This window comes from Pseudoalteromonas piscicida, from assembly GCF_002208135.1.
In the GTDB taxonomy this organism is placed as follows: Bacteria; Pseudomonadota; Gammaproteobacteria; order Enterobacterales; family Alteromonadaceae; genus Pseudoalteromonas; species Pseudoalteromonas piscicida_A.
Map to the genome: position 1 here is coordinate 127501 of NZ_CP021647.1, position 19045 is coordinate 146545.

Annotated in this window: 15 protein-coding genes and 3 rRNA genes (1 of these 18 cut by a window edge); 12 read left to right on the forward strand and 6 right to left on the reverse strand. The window is 42.7% G+C overall.

The genetic code is table 11. The annotated features are described in order from the left end of the window. The 3 genes from B1L02_RS19095 to rrf (B1L02_RS19105) form a co-directional block, all read left to right on the forward strand. A 23S ribosomal RNA gene (locus B1L02_RS19095) occupies positions 1-981 on the forward strand; it begins 1902 nt to the left of the window's first position. Between the two features lie 191 nt (positions 982-1172). Continuing rightward, positions 1173-1286 (forward strand): 5S ribosomal RNA (gene rrf / locus B1L02_RS19100). Positions 1287-1326: 40 nt separating this feature from the next. Further along, positions 1327-1440: ribosomal RNA gene (rrf, locus tag B1L02_RS19105) — 5S ribosomal RNA — on the forward strand. Between the two features lie 470 nt (positions 1441-1910). Here the strand turns inward: rrf (B1L02_RS19105) and rlmF are convergent. Beyond that, positions 1911-2768, reverse strand: coding sequence for a 23S rRNA (adenine(1618)-N(6))-methyltransferase RlmF (gene rlmF, locus B1L02_RS19115; RefSeq protein WP_088532399.1), 858 nt, complete (start codon positions 2766-2768; stop codon positions 1911-1913). A 174-nt stretch (positions 2769-2942) separates the two neighbouring features. Here rlmF and B1L02_RS19120 point away from each other — a divergent pair, with 174 nt between their 5' ends. Beyond that, a complete protein-coding gene (locus B1L02_RS19120; protein WP_088532400.1) occupies positions 2943-3863 on the forward strand; it encodes an alpha/beta fold hydrolase in 921 nt (306 codons plus the stop codon). Here the strand turns inward: B1L02_RS19120 and B1L02_RS19125 are convergent. Both B1L02_RS19125 and B1L02_RS19130 read right to left on the reverse strand, forming a co-directional pair. Next, positions 3805-5271 (reverse strand): tetratricopeptide repeat-containing sulfotransferase family protein, encoded by a 1467-nt coding sequence (locus B1L02_RS19125; RefSeq protein ID WP_088532401.1) that lies wholly within the window; start codon positions 5269-5271, stop codon positions 3805-3807. The genes B1L02_RS19120 and B1L02_RS19125 overlap by 59 nt on opposite strands. A 98-nt stretch (positions 5272-5369) precedes the next feature. Beyond that, positions 5370-8027: a TonB-dependent receptor plug domain-containing protein gene (locus tag B1L02_RS19130; protein WP_088532402.1), complete on the reverse strand. Its 2658-nt coding sequence runs from the start codon at positions 8025-8027 to the stop codon at positions 5370-5372. A 532-nt stretch (positions 8028-8559) separates the two neighbouring features. Between B1L02_RS19130 and B1L02_RS19140 the strand changes: the two genes are divergently transcribed. Both B1L02_RS19140 and B1L02_RS19145 read left to right on the forward strand, forming a co-directional pair. After that, a complete protein-coding gene (locus B1L02_RS19140; protein WP_088532403.1) occupies positions 8560-8934 on the forward strand; it encodes a hypothetical protein in 375 nt (124 codons plus the stop codon). Between the two features lie 55 nt (positions 8935-8989). Beyond that, positions 8990-10351, forward strand: coding sequence for a leucyl aminopeptidase family protein (locus B1L02_RS19145; protein ID WP_088532404.1), 1362 nt, complete (start codon positions 8990-8992; stop codon positions 10349-10351). A gap of 98 nt (positions 10352-10449) precedes the next feature. On the opposite strand, the gene B1L02_RS19150 is transcribed toward B1L02_RS19145, so the two are convergent. Together B1L02_RS19150 and B1L02_RS19155 are read right to left on the reverse strand one after the other, a co-directional pair. After that, positions 10450-11919, reverse strand: coding sequence for an aminoacyl-histidine dipeptidase (locus B1L02_RS19150; RefSeq protein WP_088532405.1), 1470 nt, complete (start codon positions 11917-11919; stop codon positions 10450-10452). 97 nt (positions 11920-12016) lie between these two features. Then, on the reverse strand, positions 12017-13087 hold the full coding sequence (locus B1L02_RS19155; protein ID WP_088532406.1) for a ketoacyl-ACP synthase III: 1071 nt from the start codon (positions 13085-13087) through the stop codon (positions 12017-12019). A gap of 177 nt (positions 13088-13264) precedes the next feature. On the opposite strand from B1L02_RS19155, the gene B1L02_RS19160 reads away from it, so the two are divergent. From B1L02_RS19160 to B1L02_RS19185, 6 genes are all read left to right on the forward strand, one after another. Further along, positions 13265-14506, forward strand: coding sequence for an ATP-binding protein (locus B1L02_RS19160; protein WP_088532407.1), 1242 nt, complete (start codon positions 13265-13267; stop codon positions 14504-14506). Then, on the forward strand, positions 14487-15002 hold the full coding sequence (locus B1L02_RS19165; RefSeq protein ID WP_088532408.1) for a response regulator transcription factor: 516 nt from the start codon (positions 14487-14489) through the stop codon (positions 15000-15002). The genes B1L02_RS19160 and B1L02_RS19165 overlap by 20 nt, the downstream gene beginning before the upstream one ends. 51 nt (positions 15003-15053) lie before the next feature. Beyond that, a complete protein-coding gene (locus B1L02_RS19170; RefSeq protein ID WP_088532409.1) occupies positions 15054-15464 on the forward strand; it encodes a DUF1761 domain-containing protein in 411 nt (136 codons plus the stop codon). 6 nt (positions 15465-15470) lie between these two features. Further along, complete coding sequence (locus B1L02_RS19175) at positions 15471-15722, forward strand: hypothetical protein (RefSeq protein ID WP_088532410.1); 252 nt, start codon at positions 15471-15473, stop codon at positions 15720-15722. A gap of 171 nt (positions 15723-15893) precedes the next feature. Next, positions 15894-16154 (forward strand): CBU_0592 family membrane protein, encoded by a 261-nt coding sequence (locus tag B1L02_RS19180; protein WP_088532411.1) that lies wholly within the window; start codon positions 15894-15896, stop codon positions 16152-16154. Between the two features lie 136 nt (positions 16155-16290). Beyond that, complete coding sequence (locus B1L02_RS19185) at positions 16291-18306, forward strand: TonB-dependent receptor plug domain-containing protein (RefSeq protein WP_088532412.1); 2016 nt, start codon at positions 16291-16293, stop codon at positions 18304-18306. A 46-nt stretch (positions 18307-18352) separates the two neighbouring features. Here B1L02_RS19185 and B1L02_RS19190 read toward each other — a convergent pair whose 3' ends face one another. Further along, entirely contained in the window at positions 18353-19018 is a 666-nt protein-coding gene (locus tag B1L02_RS19190; protein ID WP_088532413.1) for a hypothetical protein, read from the reverse strand. Positions 19019-19045: the final 27 nt, after the last annotated feature.

Below are 19045 nucleotides of genomic sequence, written 5' to 3' on the forward strand. Positions count from 1 at the left end.
CTAAGGTAGCGAAATTCCTTGTCGGGTAAGTTCCGACCTGCACGAATGGTGTAACCATGGCCACGCTGTCTCCACCCGAGACTCAGTGAAATTGAAATCGCAGTGAAGATGCTGTGTACCCGCGGCTAGACGGAAAGACCCCGTGAACCTTTACTACAGCTTGGCACTGAACATTGACCCTACATGTGTAGGATAGGTGGGAGGCTTTGAAGCGCAGACGCTAGTTTGTGTGGAGCCGACCTTGAAATACCACCCTTGTAGTGTTGATGTTCTAACTTAGGCCCCTGAATCGGGGTTGAGGACAGTGCCTGGTGGGTAGTTTGACTGGGGCGGTCTCCTCCCAAAGAGTAACGGAGGAGCACGAAGGTTTGCTAAGTACGGTCGGACATCGTACGGTTAGTGTAATGGTAGAAGCAAGCTTAACTGCGAGACAGACACGTCGAGCAGGTACGAAAGTAGGTCATAGTGATCCGGTGGTTCTGAATGGAAGGGCCATCGCTCAACGGATAAAAGGTACTCCGGGGATAACAGGCTGATACCGCCCAAGAGTTCATATCGACGGCGGTGTTTGGCACCTCGATGTCGGCTCATCACATCCTGGGGCTGAAGTCGGTCCCAAGGGTATGGCTGTTCGCCATTTAAAGTGGTACGCGAGCTGGGTTTAGAACGTCGTGAGACAGTTCGGTCCCTATCTGCCGTGGGCGTTTGAGAATTGAGAGGGGCTGCTCCTAGTACGAGAGGACCGGAGTGGACGAACCGCTGGTGTTCGGGTTGTGATGCCAATTGCATTGCCCGGTAGCTACGTTCGGAATCGATAACCGCTGAAAGCATCTAAGCGGGAAGCGAGCCTCGAGATGAGTTCTCACTTTGACTTAGAGTCAACTGAAGGGCCGTTGAAGACTACAACGTTGATAGGCGAGATGTGGAAGTGCTGTGAGGCATTAAGCTAACTCGTACTAATTACCCGTGAGGCTTAACCATACAACGCCAAAGTGGTTTATAAGCGACAGAAGTTAATAGACTAAAGTAGACAAAAGAATTTAATAAGCTTTTTCCGGATTTAAGAATTAAACAAGGTGACCAACCTCAGCGGTATCGCGAAATCGGTTCACCTTGCGCAAATGGAATGCTCGTGCGAGGCACGATGTCATTAGACATTTGCCCCCAGTTTTCCTGGTGACTATAGCGTTTTGGAACCACCTGACCCCATGCCGAACTCAGAAGTGAAACAAAACAGCGTCGATGATAGTGTGGATTACCCATGTGAAAGTAGAACATCGCCAGGGCCAAATTTAATATAAAAATAAAAACTAAAAACAGTATTTTCCTGATGACCATAGCGTTTTGGAACCACCTGACCCCATGCCGAACTCAGAAGTGAAACAAAACAGCGTCGATGATAGTGTGGATTACCCATGTGAAAGTAGAACATCGTCAGGGCCAATTAGAGAAACCCGCTGCAGCAATGCGACGGGTTTTTTGCTATGTGCGATTAAAAAAACCTCGCAAGCCAATCAACACATCGCGAGGTAAACTCGCTCCTACCACAGTATCAGCACAGCGCAACATGGTAGGAGGTGGTTTATCCGTCGATGGCTTGCAATTAAGTTCCCGCAAAAAACCATGTATTCCAAAACCTGTTGCAGCAATACGACGGGTTTTTTGTTTGGGGTATAGAAATTTGAGATATAAAAAACCTCTCAAGCCAATCAACACATCGCGAGTTAAACTCGCTCGCACCACTGTATAAACATGTATCGTGTGAGGCGGTTTACCCGCCGATAGGGGCTATGAAGTTCCAGCAAAAAAACATGTACATCAAAACCCGTTGCAGTAATACAATGGTTTTTTTGCTGTTTGGGATATAGAAAATCTCGCGAGGTCAACTCGCTCCCACCATATACACATTGCTAGGGTTTGAAAAAACTCCAGGCGATAAAACGGCTTGTCTTATTACCTTGTTCCATCTCGATCACTTTCACTTGCTCTGCAGCGACCTGTTTAAGTTGCTGTTTAAGTGGTTTTACGTTGTCTTTATTCGAGATAAGGGAAGTAAACCAGTAAACTTGCTCTTTGAAAGTGACACTTTCAGAGATCATATCCAGTATAAAGCGCTTTTCCCCACCTTTACACCATAACTCTTGAGCTTGGCCGCCAAAGTTTAGCGACGCTTGTGGTGCTCTGTTTAGGTTTTTCCACTTTCTTTGCGTGCCCTTGTTTGCATCTGCTTCACTGGCATGGAAGGGCGGGTTACACATTGAAAAATGATAAAACTGGTTTGCTTTTATTATCGTTTTAAAAAAGTGATTAGGCTGCTTTTGTTGCATCACTTTTACCGGCAACCTATTTAGTTCTGCGATGGTTTTGGCACACTTCACAGCAAGAGGATTGATATCAGAGGCCACAAAGCGCCAGTTATACTCTCTTGATCCTAAGATGGGATAGATCAAATTAGCACCAGTGCCAATATCTACGCCTTGCACCTTATCGGGCAAGTTACTTTCATCTAATAGATCTTTCAGCGCATGGATATAGTCTGCTCTGCCCGGAACTGGAGGGCATAAAAACTGTGTGGGGATATCCCAAACTTGTATATTGTAGTATGACTTAAGCAGTGCTTTATTCAACAGTTTTACGGCATCTGGATTAGTGAAGTCGATGCTTTTTATGCCATCAGCTCGATTGTAAGTAAAGTTCTTTAAAGCGGGTTCAATCGCCATCAGCTTGTCTAGATCATAGCCAGAGTTATGCTTGTTTCTTGGATGCACAGGATTCTTCGAATAAATAAAAAGGATTATAACACTTTTAATCGAACGCTTAAGTCTTGAATACAGGCTTTATATTAGAGGCATATCAGCCTTTTTATTTGCCTCGTTTAAGCGTTTACTTATCAATCAGTCAACTGGTACGATGAGGTTAGTGTTCAAAGAAAAAACAAAGAAATGATAGAGCAAAAATCACTATTAGTAGATATAGCAGATGGGCATAAACTCCACCTCAGATATATAGCGAAACCGGATAGTAGCGGCCCCGTTGTATTTTTCATGCATGGTGCGGTTGAAAATGGCAAAATTTTTTATACTGAAAGTAATAAAGGACTAGCGCCTTTTTTAGCTGAGCACGGCTATCGCTGTTTTGTTGGTGATCTTCGTGGACGAGGGGGGAGCATACCTAAAATCGACGCTGAAGCGGATTATGGTCAAACTGAGTCAATCTTGCACGAAATCCCTGAAATGCTGAATTTTATCGAGCGATATACCGGATCTAGAGCACAATATTGGATTGCACATTCTTGGGGAGGTGTATTGATGAATAGTGTTTTTGCACGCTTTCCTGAAGAAATTCAGTATGTTAATGCATGTGTTTATTTTGGCTCTAAGCGTAGTTTACATAACAATCATCCGAGTAAATTACTGAAAGCAAACCTGATATGGTTTAACGTTGCGCACTATTATTCGAAAAAGCATGGATACTTACCTGCGAAAAGACTTGGTTGGGGGAGTGATGATGAGTCTTTAAAATCTCATGCTCAAAGCGCTGACTGGGCACAGAAGCACCCATGGATTGACTCCGACGACGGTTTTAATTATGCCGCAGTATTACAAGACATGACGTTACCTCCAATCTTGCACATTGCGGGCGTTAAAGATAAAGCACTGGCACAACCTGTCGATATTCAAGCATTTATTGGTGAATCTGGAAAGGGGATGCAAGAACTCAGAATTTATGGGAAAAAGCACGGCCATCGGCACAATTATGGGCACATAGACATGTTAACCCATAAACATGCACATGATGATCAGTTTAAAGATTTGCTGGCGTGGTTTGATCGCTTTGCGGTTGAGCAATCATCTTCTCAATAAACGCTTCATAGCGCTGCCACTTTTCTAGTGGCTGCGTGCTGATTGGCTTTCTGACCTGCGCCTTACTTAAGGTATGCACCGGCTTTTTAGATTTGTGAAACTCCAAGCATTCTGGCTCGTATTTTTGATATAAAAAGCTTAAGCATTGTTTAATAGTCTTTTCAGGCTCTGCAATAAGTTGTTCGTAACTGAGCGTAAAAATATCTCTTTTCATAAATTGGTTAAAATGTGACATCAAGTCGCTTTGCGCTTGCGCATACAAGGCAAATTCACTTAAGGAGCAAAAGTAGGGCTCGCTTTCGGCGAAATGATTACTGTAGACAGACCACGCTGTCGCATTGAGATTACGAGTTAAACGAATAATTCGTGCCTCAGGGAAGAGCTTGTGGATTAACCCCAGATTTTGAAAATTAGCTGGAAGTTTATTGATCACCACTTCTTCCGGCACTCGATGCCGCTTTATCTCGTCGACATAGAGTATGCGGCAATGATCTAACATAGAGTTACTTAGTTGGTCTAAACAAGCAGGGAACTCTGCATTATTGCGTTTACTGAGGTAAGGGACAATTTTATCGCTTATCACGGTATTCTCGCCTAGTGTACCAACGTGTGAATGTTGCACTAGCATTTGTTCTAGGAGAGTCGAACCAGTTCTTGGCAAACCAACAATAAAAACAGGCGTAAATGTTGTCTTAACCCTATCACTAGGTTTATCAAAAAACGCTTTGCCACAATGCTGTTTGATTGATTCAAAAAATGGCAGCATGTCTACAGTACGAAACTCGCTCATCAGCAGCTGTGTATCATTCGCTAAAGCATAGTTATCTTGAGCTGCATTAAAGTTACCTAATTGTTCATGACACTTAGCAAGCGCATAGTGGATCACGGTTTTTAGTCTCGGTGCTTCAAACTCATTTTTCAACTTTTCTAAAATCGCTAAGTATGCAGGTAATTCTTTGGCTGAGGACATCTGTACCAGTTCGTACAGCATAAAGGCAGTCACTGTACTACGAGGACAATCTAACCCCGCTTTAAAGACATTTTTAGCTTGTTCAATAAAGCCATAGTCCAGATAAAATTGACCGAGTTGGTAATGGGCTTGGGCATTATGTTTTGCCACGCTTAAGGTGTATTCAAGTACGGTTTTTGCGTCAACCGGTGAACCTACGGCTAAAAACGCATCGGCCAATGCGAAGAGCGGCTCAAGCATTTTTGGTAAATGTTCGCATGCTCTTTTTAAATAGTAGATTGCGTTATCGTACTGCTCTAAACGCATGCAAATGCGGCCTAAACCAAATAGAGCAGGACCGTTGTTAGGTGACTGTTTAAGTACAGACTTGTACATAAACTCTGCTTCTCTAAGCTTGTTTTCGGCTAATAATTCGTTGGCTCGCTTTAATAACAACATGTTTGTATTCAAAATTAACTGCTTTGTTATATAGGATAAAAATAAAAAGGCGAAATAGCTAATGCTAGTTCGCCTTTGTTTCTGGGTTACAGTAAAAGTTAGAACGTATAGGTTGCTTTCACATAGTAGAAACCACCATTAATACCGTATGGTGAAGTTTCGTAGTATTTGCCACCCCAGTTGTTATTTGGGATACCTGTAGCGTCAAAGAAGTCTAGCTCTTCAGCATCTTGGTCAAAGATATTATTTGCACCCACAGATAGACTGATTGAATCTGTTGCAAAGTAGGTAAGCTCTGCGTCAAATGTGATTGTTGCATCCGCTGTTTTTGCCGTTGCATCATAATCTACGTGAACGCCTTGGTATTCTCCAAAGTAGTTCGTACGAACAAAACCTGAGAAGTTATCCCATTGCTGAGCCCAAGTTAATGTACCTCTGTGCTTCGGTAAGTCGTTTTCTAAACGAGATACCTTGAAGTCACCTGTGATAGCAGAGAAGCGGTCTACTTCAGTTTCATTCCAGTTGTATGCTGCACTGAATGTGGCATAACCACCCAGCATATCCATGGAGTAGTTACCAACTAAGTCGATACCTTGAGTCGTGGTATCGAAGTCATTAGTAAAGAAGCTCACCTGTGCTAGGTTGTCAACGTTAGGAACACCCGCCGCTTTAAGGGCTGCTTTGTCAGCATCACTTAAAACGATTTTTTCAGACTGGCTTAGGCGGTCAGTTACTTCAATGTTGTAATAATCTAACGTAATAAATAAGTCGCCAGAGCGGTATACCGCACCTAGTGTATAACTTTCTGACTCTTCAGGAGTCAATTCAGTACCACCAAGCTGCTCTGAAACAGGGTTTGTTGGTGGTAATAGTGCTGAATCCACCAATACACCACTGCTTAAGTTTGTCTGTACGTTAGATACGTTAGCTTGACCTACTGTGGGTGCACGGAAACCGGTACTGATTGAACCACGAACTGAGAAGTCCTCTGTAACGTGGTACTGGCCCGTGATCTTAAAGTTAGTAGTCGAGCCAAATGAATCATAGTCTTCATAACGCAGCGCCCAGCCCATCATAAAGTCTTCAGTAAATGGCGTTTCAATATCCACATAAGCGGCATAGTTACGGCGAGTGTACTCACCTGCTGCAGAAGGTTTAAATCCAGGGAAACCGTTCGAGCCAATACCAAAGCCTTGTTCTGTTAGCGGTCCTGCAATAAATGACGCTTCATCACCCGAAAGTACTTCAAATGTTTCTTCATGCCACTCAAGACCTGCAGCAACGTTTACATCGTAAGCTAGGTCAAAATCATAGCCTTTCGACACATCAAAGTTAAAGTTCTTTTCTAGCTGAATATACTTACCTGGACTAAAGTCCATCGGAGTATCTGGACCTAATGAGGCATTCACCGTGTTAGTAATAAAATATCTAGATTCGTTGCGGCCAACAGAGCCACTCAAATCCCAATAGGCTCCCTCTAAGAAGCCATCTTTAAATTCACCTCTCACACCCATAGTTAAAGATGTATCTGTTATATTACCACCGAAGTTTGGTGTAAATCCTGCTGGAAGGATTTGGTTGAATGCAAAACAGTTGGCAGCATCCAACTGCCCTAATGCCGTTGGATCTGGCAATCCATTCGCTTGAAGTTCGACTACTGGACAGTCTAATTGTGCATCAAGGCCACCATCTAACGCACCTACTAACACCGTTGGTGTTGCCGCATCCCACAATTTTTGCTGTGCTTCGTCTGTTGCACTCCTTCTCATCGGTACGCCATTAACGAGTCTGATTGTACCGCCATAAACTCCGGGGCGAGTGGTTGGGTTTCGATAATAGAACCCACCTTTTACATCCCGTTCTGAGTAGTTACCGAACATGTAGAAGTGGGCGTTATCTGTAACGTCTACACCAACATTACCAAAAATACTGATGTCGTCTTTGATTTCGGGTGCTCCCCAAATTTGTGCTGGATCTGCAACACCTTCTAAGCCAGCTCCCGCAAATGCTGCTGCATCAGGACGCTGAACACTGCGGCTAGTCGCATCGGCCTCTTTATATTGAAAGCTTAGGTTAGCAAAGCCATCATCCGTAAATGGTAGACCCACGTTACCTTCGATAACCGTTGTATCGCCGTCACCTTCGTAGTATTCACCTTGACGAATAGAGAACGAGCCCCCTTCGCTTGCGTCTTTTAGTACAAAGTTCATTACACCCGCGATAGCATCTGATCCGTACTGCGCGGCAGCACCGTCGCGAAGTACCTCCACCTGTTTAAGCGCGATACTAGGGATCACTGAAATATCAGGACCTTGAGCACCATCGTTAATCCCACCGCCTAAAAAGGCAATAACCGACGAACGGTGGCGACGCTTACCGTTTAATAAAATCAGCGTACTATCCGCAGGCAATCCGCGTAAGTTAGCTGGCCTTACTAACGTTGCTGCATCACTGATTGGATTCGCGTGTACGTTCAAAGACGGTACAGACCCTTTCAGTAACTCAAGCATGTCAGAACCTGCCGCCTTTGACATGTCTTCTGCACCGATGATGTCAATAGGTACCGGTGACTCACCAACAGAGCGAGGCGCTGCCCGAGAACCTACAACGGCGATTTTTTCGACTTTTTCGTCTGTTTTAACTTTTGTTTGGTTGGCTTCTTCAGCCATTGCGGTAGTGGTAAGAAGTGACGTAGTTGCTGCTGAAGCGAGCGCGAAGCGAATTGCACGGCGCAGCGTGTTACTTTTTAGTTTCATCCTGTTTCCCCAGTTGATTGTTGTTGTCATACCAATAAAAAAGGCCATTTATAATATTTTTACCTTTAATACACATATAATTTAATTTGCTATGTGTTGGCAAGCGCTTTTTTAAAATTAGCAGCGATTTTTAAAACTGCAACTTTCTTAGTAACTTTTTGTTTAGACTAAGAAGAATTGCAAAAATTGAATGGTAAGTTATTGTTGAAGATGAACTTTTGAGCACTTTAACTGCTTTTTGAGACAAACACCCAGCTGCCTAAAATTTGTTGTTAAAAAATTTAGCGAGATAACTGAAATTTCATTGTTCAGTTTTTGTAGATTAATTAAGCAACGCTGATTGCTGGCCTTTGTGTGAGTGATTATTGTACAGTTTTGTGCGGTCATTGGAGTTGGTTTTATTCTAGTTTATTGTTTTGCACACTTTACTTATAATTTTGCTCGGTGGAACGGGTAATTCGTACCAATGGCTAATAGCTAAAGTACTAATAATTTTGATAGACTCTGGGTACTACTATCTTTGAGTTTATTAATGAAACTGATCAAAGTTGTCCATAAAGCACCGATGCGCGTTGCTCGGATCAGTAAACGCAGACAGCAAATAAGATTGCGCAGGGCAATGATTGCGCTCAAATGCGCTTTAGAACAAGAGAAACAAGAAACTAAAGAAATGCTTGAGATATACAAGCGATATACTTTAGGACGAGCGCATAAGGCAGAGCTCAAAACAGCAAACGCTCAACTTGTGGATATTCTCAAAGGGTTAGGGCTTGGTGTGTTCGCGGTTTTACCTTTTGCCCCCATTACCATTCCAATAATCGTAAAGGTTGGTCAATTAGTGGGCGTGGATGTTTTACCGAGCTCATTCAATTTGAAAAAAAAGCCAACAAAAACCAAGGATCAGTGAATTTTCTTTTTAGCCTTGGTAATCTAAATACGAACTTAATAAATTTGAGGCCTACATGAACAACTTACTCGTTCACTCTGCTATGGGTACACCCATTTCTATCTTCTCCGCTGCAGAATTAGCGTCATGGCAAGCGCAGCAGTCAAGCACGACACAGCTTTTCGTAAAAACCGCGCAACTTCAGTCGCAAAAAAACATTCTTATTCCGAATGCTGATTCTGGAGAAGTAGAGCGAGTTATTGTTATTGCTGAAGAAGATGATTTTTGGTTATTGGGCGACCTTGCAAAGCAATTACCAAAAGGCACTTATTTTATAGATATCGCTTCAGAGCACCTTGAGAGCCACGCTATTGCGTTTTTACTGGGGGCGTATCAATTCTCTGCGTATAAAGAGTTGACGGCGATTGTCGCAAAGCTTGCTATTGAAGATGCTAAGACATATTCCAAAGTGAAAGCGGCTGTCGAGTCTATTAATCTTGCAAGAGATCTTGTAAACACACCGGCAGCCGATATGATGCCTCAGCACATGGCTGAAGTAATGGAAGAGCTCGCTGAGCAATATGGGGCTTCATTTGAGCAAATCATTGGTGATGAGTTATTAGAGCAAAACTATCCAACGATCCACATGGTGGGCCGTGCGAGTGATAATGCTCCTCGTTTGCTTGATTTACGCTGGGGTGATGAAAACCATGCAAAAGTCACTTTAGTTGGTAAAGGCGTATGTTTTGACTCTGGTGGTCTGGACTTAAAGCCAGCGTCCGGTATGCGCAATATGAAAAAAGACATGGGCGGAGCGGCACATGTTATCGCGTTGGCCAACATGATTATGGCTGCAAGGCTGCCAGTTAGGTTACGCGTACTTATCCCAGCGGTAGAAAATGCGGTGTCTCGCAACGCCTTCAGACCAGGCGATGTGATCAAAACACGTAAAGGTATTACGGTTGAAATTGACAATACTGATGCTGAAGGACGCTTGGTTTTATGTGATGCATTGGCTGAAGCGCAAACAGAAGCGCCAGAGCTACTGATAGATTTTGCAACCTTGACCGGTGCGTGCCGCATCGCGCTTGGCACTGAACTGCCTGGTTTTTATTCTACAGATCAAGCTATTGCTTCTGAGCTAATGGAAATCGGTCTGGGTAACGCGGATCCTATCTGGCAACTACCTTTGTTTGATCAGTATAAGGCGCTGTTCAAGAGTGATATTGCCGATATTGCTAACTGTGGTTCGACACCATTTGGCGGGTCAATAACAGCCGCACTTTATCTAAAAGAATTTGTTGAGCCAGCTACTACACCTTGGCTACATTTTGATGTAATGGCGTGGAACGTTAGAGCGTTGCCGGGTAGACCTCTTGGTGGTGAAGCATTGGGCCTTAGAACTATGTTTAGCTATCTTGAGAAAAAGTTTGGCTAATCGCTAAACCTGAAATCTATTTAAAAGCCCAGTTGTATATAAGCTGGGCTTTTTGTTTATTAACCTGAGTTCAGGTTAATAAACTTTGATTAGTTCTCTTACTTTTCAGGAATATTTTCTAAGATCCCTCTCATTTGCTGCCAATACAGACCAACGCTTGAAATTTCAACCTTCTCCTCAGGAGAGTGTGGAAATTTGATGGTTGGACCAAAAGAAATCATATCCATGTTCGGATAAGGTTCTTTGAACAAACCACATTCAAGACCAGCATGAATAACCATAATATGCGGTTTTTCACCGTAGATTGATTCATACATGTCGCGGAAAATAGCTAATACTTCTGAGCTTGGATCAGGTTTCCAGCCCGGGTAAGCACCACTAAATTCAATGTTAGCTTGCGTCAGTTCAGCCAGTGAACGCAACACCCCCTCGACATCACTGCGACCAGAATCAATTAATGAACGGATCAAACATAGGACTTCTAGACTGTTGTCTGTAGTAGAAATTACGCCCATATTAAGAGAGGTTTCAACAACTCCAGGAATATCGTCGCTCATGCGTACAACACCATTAGGGCAAGCATTGAGAAGCGCTAGTACTCTACTCTTAGAAGCTTGGCTCATTGGTAATGTGGTACTTTTTGAAGTGCTGAGTGCAAATGTGATCCCGGTTTCTATGGCACATAACTCTTGCTTAACAATGGTTTCATAAGCTTCAATCAGCGTTTGGAACTCGTTTATTTGCGTCTCATCAAAACTAATGACTGCGTATGCTTCGCGCGGAATTGCATTTCGCAGGGAGCCGCCTCTGATCTCGATAAGTCTTAGATCAAAGTCTGCGATATGGTGCTTTAAGAATCGTGCGAGCAATTTATTGGCGTTGGCACGACCGGTGTGAATATCTACACCAGAATGTCCGCCACGTAACCCTTTAAGAGAAAGCTCAAAGATTTGATGGTGCTTTGGCAACGCTTCTCGCTCTAATTTTAGAGTCAAGGATGCATCTACGCCACCTGCGCAACCCATGTAGATCTCGCCTTCTTGCTCTGAATCGGTGTTGAGCAGGATTTCACCTTCTAACCAGCCAGATTGCAAACCAAACGCGCCGCTCATGCCTGCTTCTTCATCAACGGTTAGCAAAACTTCAAGTGGACCGTGTTTAATGTCGTCAGCGTCTAATACAGCCAAACATGAGGCCATGCCGATACCATTGTCTGCACCTAACGTAGTGCCGGTTGCAGTTACCCAGCCATTATCAATATATGGTTTGATTGGATCGGTAACGAAGTCGTGTGCTGTATCATCATTTTTTTGTGGCACCATATCAATGTGCGCTTGCAATACAACGGGCTTACGATTTTCCATGCCACTTGTCGCAGGTTTTTTGATGAATACATTACCTGTTTTATCACGACGTACGTCTAAATTTTTGCTTTTAGCCCAGTCAACAATAAAGCTTGCTAGCACTTCTTCGTGTTTTGAAGGATGGGGAATGGCACAAATTTGGTCAAAAAACTTCCAAATTGCTTGTGGTTCTAATTGACTGATCTCGGTATGCGCTTTGAGCACAGTAAACTCCTTGGATGAGCGATAATAATATTGCAATATTACCACCCACCCAAGGGCAAGATCGAGTAATTAACCCTAACTCGGGGGAATGGGCTACTTATTGAGCTTTACTTGCAGCAACTGCCGGTGCGATCAATTCAAGGCCTGTTTTATCGCAATCAGGCAAACATGCATCCGACACCGTAATTGGGGTTGTTCTCTCGCCCCATTTTAGATAGCTAGCAGCCCAGGTTAAGCCTGCGCCAAATGCTGCTGACATAATATTAGCGTGCGGTTTAATAAGACCATTTTCTACAGCTTCACACAGTGCAATTGCGATTGTTGCAGCTGAGGTGTTACCGTATTTGTCGATATTAACCATGACCTTATCATCTTCAATTTCCAAGCGATTTTGGATGGCTTGAATGATGCGAAGATTAGCTTGGTGCGGGATAAGTACATCTATGTCTTCTAGTGATAGCTGTGCTTGGCTAAGCACATCATCGCAAGCTTCACTCATACCTTTTACAGCACGCTTGAAGATTTCACGTCCCTCGAAAGAGAGGTCAGAAGGTCCGGTGCCTGCACATCGGTCCATATCAGTACCATAGTTTGGAATGTGTAATATACTTCTATCTGTGCTATCACAGCCAGTCTTCGTGCCTAATAGTCCGGTTGGTTCATCACTTGCTTCAAGCACAACCGCACCAGCGCCGTCGCCAAATAATACCGCGCTGTCACGCTTTGCCCAGTTTACGTACCATGTCATGCGCTCAGCAGCGACAACAACGGCTCTTTTAATCATACCTGCTTGGATCTGTGCAGTAGCATTTTGCAATGCATACAAAAAGCCCGAGCAGGCCGCATTGGTATCACATGCTGCAGCACCAACAGCTCCAATATTCTTTTGTACTAAAGAAGCGGTATTTGCCACCATAGTTGACGGTGTACAGGTTGCAAGCAGAACAAGATCGATATCTTTACCTTCAAGTCCTGCACATGCTAACGCGTGTTGACTTGCAACTGTTGCAAGTTCGGCTGTGCTAACATGGCTAACGCGTCTGGATTTGATACCTGTTCTTGTACTTATCCATTCATCATTGGTGTCAACGATAGTACTAATTTCATCATTGCTGATGCTAGCTGGTGGAATACACTTTCCCCAGCCCGTGATTTTTGCATAAACCATAGTGTCTCTTAATCTAATCCGACCAGTTGGCCAATCTTTTATTTATACCAAATCCTTCACAGTATTGCCATAAAAGCGAAGCGGTGGCTTGCATAGGAGGATATAACTGACCTCGATCACACCTATTTTTGCTAGATTAGGTATAATTCTTTTATCTTGGCTTAGTTCTATATTCTCATGAAAATTGCTTTTTCTCCCAGCTCAGCATTGGGCCAACTCTTGATGTTGCGCTCTGTGGCAATCGTTATTCAAATATTGATGCTTGCGATAGCCGCTGTCGTTTTTGGTAAACAATTTAATTTTGTTGCGGTGGTTGGGGTGGTAGCTGCGGAGTCGGTATTCCAACTATTAAGTATTTACGCTTACCGTAACACAAAAGAAGCCGCGTCTATTGGTATGACAATGCAATTGTTAGCGGACATTTTGTTTCTTACGGTTTTGTTGAACCTGACCGGCGGAGCGACCAATGCGTTCGTGTCCTTGTTGGTACTGCCAACGGTTATCGCTGCAGTAACTATTCCTACTATTAATATGCTGATGGTGTCGGCTGGGGCGATAGGGGCTTATCTCTATCTTTATATAAAAATGTCTCATGAACATGTCCACCATATGGACATGAGCACTCACTTACTCGGGATGTTAGTTAACTTCACTTTCACTATCATAGTCGTTGTTACCGTGGTGAGCATATTGGTAAAGCAAAATCGAAAAAAAGAGCGGGCAATTGCCATGTTACGAGAGCAGCAATTACAACAAGAGCAATTAATTGCGCTAGGCAGTGCGGCCGCACAAGCGACTCATCAGCTTGCCACGCCAATCGCACACTTGGCTCTCTTACACGAAGAGCTTGAGGAGTCGTACCCAAAGGAACCATGTGTTCAAGAAATGTCGGAGCCTCTTGGGAAATGTAAAGAGCAGCTTAACGTTTTTAGAGAATTTACAGAGTATTTGAAATCAGCGTCAAAGCAGGTGATAACTGCGGAACATTTTGCTGAGCAGCTAAAAGGGCTAACAAGCCTACAATTTCCTCAGCAGCATTTTAAATTTGATATCAACAATATAAAGGGATCACTGAGCGATGATCCCATGTTAATGCCTTCAATCTTGAACCTCATCAGCAATAGCGTGCGAGCGAATGAAGAAGCTAGTCAAGATGACATAGATGTGGTGATGAGCACAAAGTCGAATGAACATGTGATCACCATTCTAGATAGAGGAGAGGGAATCGCAGAAGAAAGGCTAGAGCAATTGGGGCACAGTGTGGTGAGTAGTGAGTCAGGGCTTGGTATGGCGGTGTTACTTAGTCATGCGACAATTGAACGACTTGGTGGACATTTACTCATCGAAAGCGACCTTACTTATGGCACAAAATGTACGATTAAACTACCAAGGGTGAATGATGAAGTTACTGCTTGTTGAAGATGATGTGCCTTATGCACAAACATTGATGAGACGCTTGGAAAAGCAAGGTTTTGGTGTTGAACACGTCACTTCAATTGAAAATATGCAGGTGGCTTGTAAACAAGAGGTTTTCGACTATATATTGTTGGATATGAAGCTTGGCGAGGCCAACTCAATAAACTTCATCGCACAAATTAAACAGCTTAATTCAAGTGCTCGAATTGTTTTATTAACAGGTTATGCCAGTATTGCAACTGCGGTTGAGGCGATAAAGTTGGGCGCTGATGACTACCTAACTAAGCCTGCAAGCACCAGTTTGATAGTACAAACGCTACTGGGAGAGAAAACTCAAGAAATCGTGGAAGAAGTCATGTCTCCAGAACGGCTAGAGTGGGAGCACATTCAGCAAGTTCTCAAGGCAAATGAAGGCAATATTTCTGAAACTGCACGGCAACTTAATATGCACAGAAGAACGCTGCAGAGGAAATTACAAAAGAAACCTGTTTATAAATAGGTTTTCACTTATACTCATTATTAAATAAAATGAAATATGCTGAGTTAGTCGATGATACTCACATTTGAAGCATTAAACCTTTGGGCAATTATTCTCGCCGCTTTGTCTTCTTTTATGTTGGGTGGTATTTGGTATTCTCCTATGCTGTTTCAAAAAGCATGGATGGAGGGGTGTGGACTGACAGAACTTGACTTACAAACTAGTGATCCCAAGATGACTTTTGGCGTCGCATTTCTGTTGTCTTTGTTGTCTGCAGTATTTATGGCGGTGATGCTTGATCTATCGCTCTCCTTGCTAGCGGCTACGGGAGTTGGTTTTGGTGTGGGGATTTTCTTTGTCGCCTGTTCGTTAGGAATAAGCTATATATTTGAGCAGCGCCCGATGAAACTGTTTTTAGTCAACGGTGGCTATCACGTGTTACAGTTTACGCTCATTGCATTTGTACTAAGGATCATGAGTTAATTCGGTATGGCAAAACCCAATAAAAAAGGCCCTGTTAGAACTGTCGATATCTATTGTGCTGGATGCCGCCAACAGCTATTTAAGTATCGTAAGGGAGGCAAGGGCAGCCTAGTTAAATGTTTTAAAGAACGGATCACCAAAGACTTTACTACGAACCAAATAAACTGCCCTCATTGTGAGCAAGAGTTTGCTCGCGATACATTAGTGAAAGGTGCGCCAGCACTGAAAATAATCGGTGGTAAGGTCACCTTCAAGTAGTTATTACTTCAACTTTCCTTGCTCACCTTTTGTTGTTATCAGACAAATGTCCTGTCTTGAATTTTCCAGTTTGTTACTATCTCGCCGTTTGGCTTTGCTGTTTCAATGAATGAAAATGACCCTTCCCATGGAGCTGGGCCAGCCTATTGGGTCTCGCAAAATGGAAAAAACATGATCGATTTAATGTTCGATATCATCGGTATGACAGGCACTTTCTTGGTCGTTGGTGCATTCTTTATGCTACAGCTGGAAAAGGCATCTCCCGATAGTTTAACGTATAACTTAATGAATTTAAGCGGTGCGATCCTGCTACTGATCAGTCTTTGTTATAACTTTAACCTTGCCAGCTTTGTGATTGAGCTATTTTGGATCGCAGCGTCTTTAATTGGTTTATTTAAATATTTCAAAGCGAGAAGGTTGGCATCTGCTTAGGGTCTAAAAGAAAAGGCTAATCAAAAACTTGCGTAGTGGCTAGGAGCAAGTATTATTAAGTTAATCATATGCTGCTACGTAGTTTAGAGTAATCTAACACTACGAGTGAAGTGTGGGAACATAGAGCTCGTATAATATGAAAAACTTAAGCGCTTTAATTAAAGTCACGCCATTATTAATTCCTTTTGCGGTAGTCGCTGAACCAGAAGCTACGGACTCCGACCTTTATCAGCTTTCATTTGAGGAGTTGTTGAATGTAAATGTCTCTATCGCAACCAAAACCGACGAAACGAGAGCATCGGTTCCCTCCAGTATTACTGTTTTTAATTCAGAACAAATAAATAGCCTAGGGGTAGACAATGTTTATGATTTAATGAACTTTGTACCCGGCTTTCAATCCACTCGAGGCGATTGGGTAGGGGCTGTGCCAAAAGAGCATACCCGCGGTGTGTACTTGGATACTGGGCACGTGTTAGTGATGATTGACGGCCAAAGGCTGAATGAGTCCTCATTTGGTAAAGCATCAGTCTATACACCACACATTCCTATTGAGATTATCAATAAAGTTGAATTTATCCGAGGTCCCGGTTCCGCCCTTTATGGTAGTAACGCCTTTCTTGGCGTGATGAATATTATTACCAAAAAACGTAATAATCAGCTTTCTGTTGGTTATGGTGAGCACGGCAGTGCGCAAGCAGCATTGAATCTTTCAAGGCAAGTGTCGGATGAGACTCGCCTCTATGCCAATCTAGCATTTAATAAACGCTCAGGAGATAGCTATTTTGGAGGCATAGTAAAAGATCCGTTAGAATCACTTTTTGTTGTATTTGGAGGTAGCCATCAAGCGTTAACATGGCAAGTGAGATTTAACCGCACTCAACTTGATGAGTTTTTAAATCTTTCCCGTTACTCCCCTGAAAACGAGCATAAAAGTGAGAACTATGCGACAACATTTGAGTATCATTGGCAAGCTACTGAGCAACTTGAATTAACGCATAAGCTAAGCTTTATTGAACATAATATTGAAAGTGCAGGACTCATTGTTACAGCAGAAGAAATTGGTATAACGCAAGGCGGAGACTTCTTAGTTGGCCCTGCTTGGCAATCTAGAGACTTAACTTATAACCTAGATGGCGGTTATAAACAAAATGACCTTTTACAGTGGAATTTTGGCGTTGAGCTCTCCAAAGAAGAACAAAGTAAAGCAGGCGTTAGAACTTCATATTACGATCAAAGTGCCGGTGATATTATCATCTATAACCACACCTATTTAGGTGGCATTCAAACCATATCTGATTACGCTCCTTTTTATCCGCTGCGACAAGACTTTGATTCATATGCTGGGTACGTTCAAGCAAAGTATCGATTTAGCGAGCAACTGAGTATGTTCGCGGGTGCACGATATGATGAAGTGAAAGACATAGATGATAAGTTATCGCCTAGGCTCGCGTTCGTTTATGGTTACGATGAGGCTAACACTTTTAAGTTGCAATATGGGGAGTCTTTTCGTACCCCTGTTAGCAATGAACTTAACTCAAACGATGATGTTACGTCAGGTAATTCGGAGTTAACTTCAGAATATGTAAAAACGACAGAGCTTGTTTGGCACTATCAAGATGAGTCTAAACAGTTTGATGTTGTGTTATTTGACAATGAGCTGGAGGACTTCATTAATCTAGTACCAATAGATGATGAACAAGCTGAGTTTACATTTGATAACGTATTTGAGACGAGCATGCAGGGTATTGAAGTTAATGCTAATTTTAATCTGAGTGGCACAACTTGGATACAAGGCGCATACACCCAGTTATTTGACGAGCCATTAAATGGCAGTTTTAAAAAGTTTGCTGCACTTGCATTTACTCATAAAAGAGAGGCGGTAGAAGTAACTTTAAATGCAATTTGGCGAGACACAACATTTATACCTGCTCCCCCTGAGTCAATTGTCGATGATTTCGAGCAGTCAAGTTATTACCTCATCGGCGGCACCGTTTCTTTCAATTTGGATAATAATGCTAAAATTCAACTGAAAGCTGAAAATCTTTTTGATAAAAAATACACCGTATTTGATCCAAGATTGATTGATGGTCATGTGCCACAACAGGGCAGAAATGTCATGATTCTGTTTGAATATCGCTTTGGGTTTAAATGATAATTAAAACCACCATTTATGAACTAATGGTGGTTTTATTGCTGTTTTAGAAAGGGTCAGGACATTTTCCTTTACAAGGGTAACCATTCCATCTTAGGATGATATTTCGCGATGTTGAGGATGAATAACCATCGTTATCACGAACTTTAGCCATTACATTGAAAGAGTCTCCATCTTGTCCCTCAAGCTCAGTGGATGAACCACTTTGTTTTACGCCATTAACCCAAAGCTCCTGAGAGTCAATCGAACCATCTTTATCTCTGGCAACGATATAAACATGTTTATTAGCACTGCCAGCTATGGCACTATGCCAAATTTCGACCGATGGCTTATAGTCACATACAGTTTCAAAAACGGCTTCCGAATGAGAAAAAGGGACATTATGTGCTGTACAAGATACTAAGTGAGTTTCTCGTAAGCGTGCGCCAGTAATTCCGGTAACCCACTGTTCTACTAATTCTCGTAGCTGAGCGCTATTTGAAGTTTGTAATGGTATATACTTGCGATTTGTAACGAAGTTATCCTCCACTACATGACAACTTCCAATTCCAGAGGGACATGTGCTGTAGGCATATTCACCTACGCATGAAGCTTCACCTTCATAAAAATTTTTAGTACCTGTTTGCTCACTTCTGCAGTTAACCGGTTCGTACTCTACGGCATTTGAGAGGCATGAAACACACATTAAAATTGAATAGATTATTGCTTTCATACGTTTTCCTTGTTGTTTTTATATTAC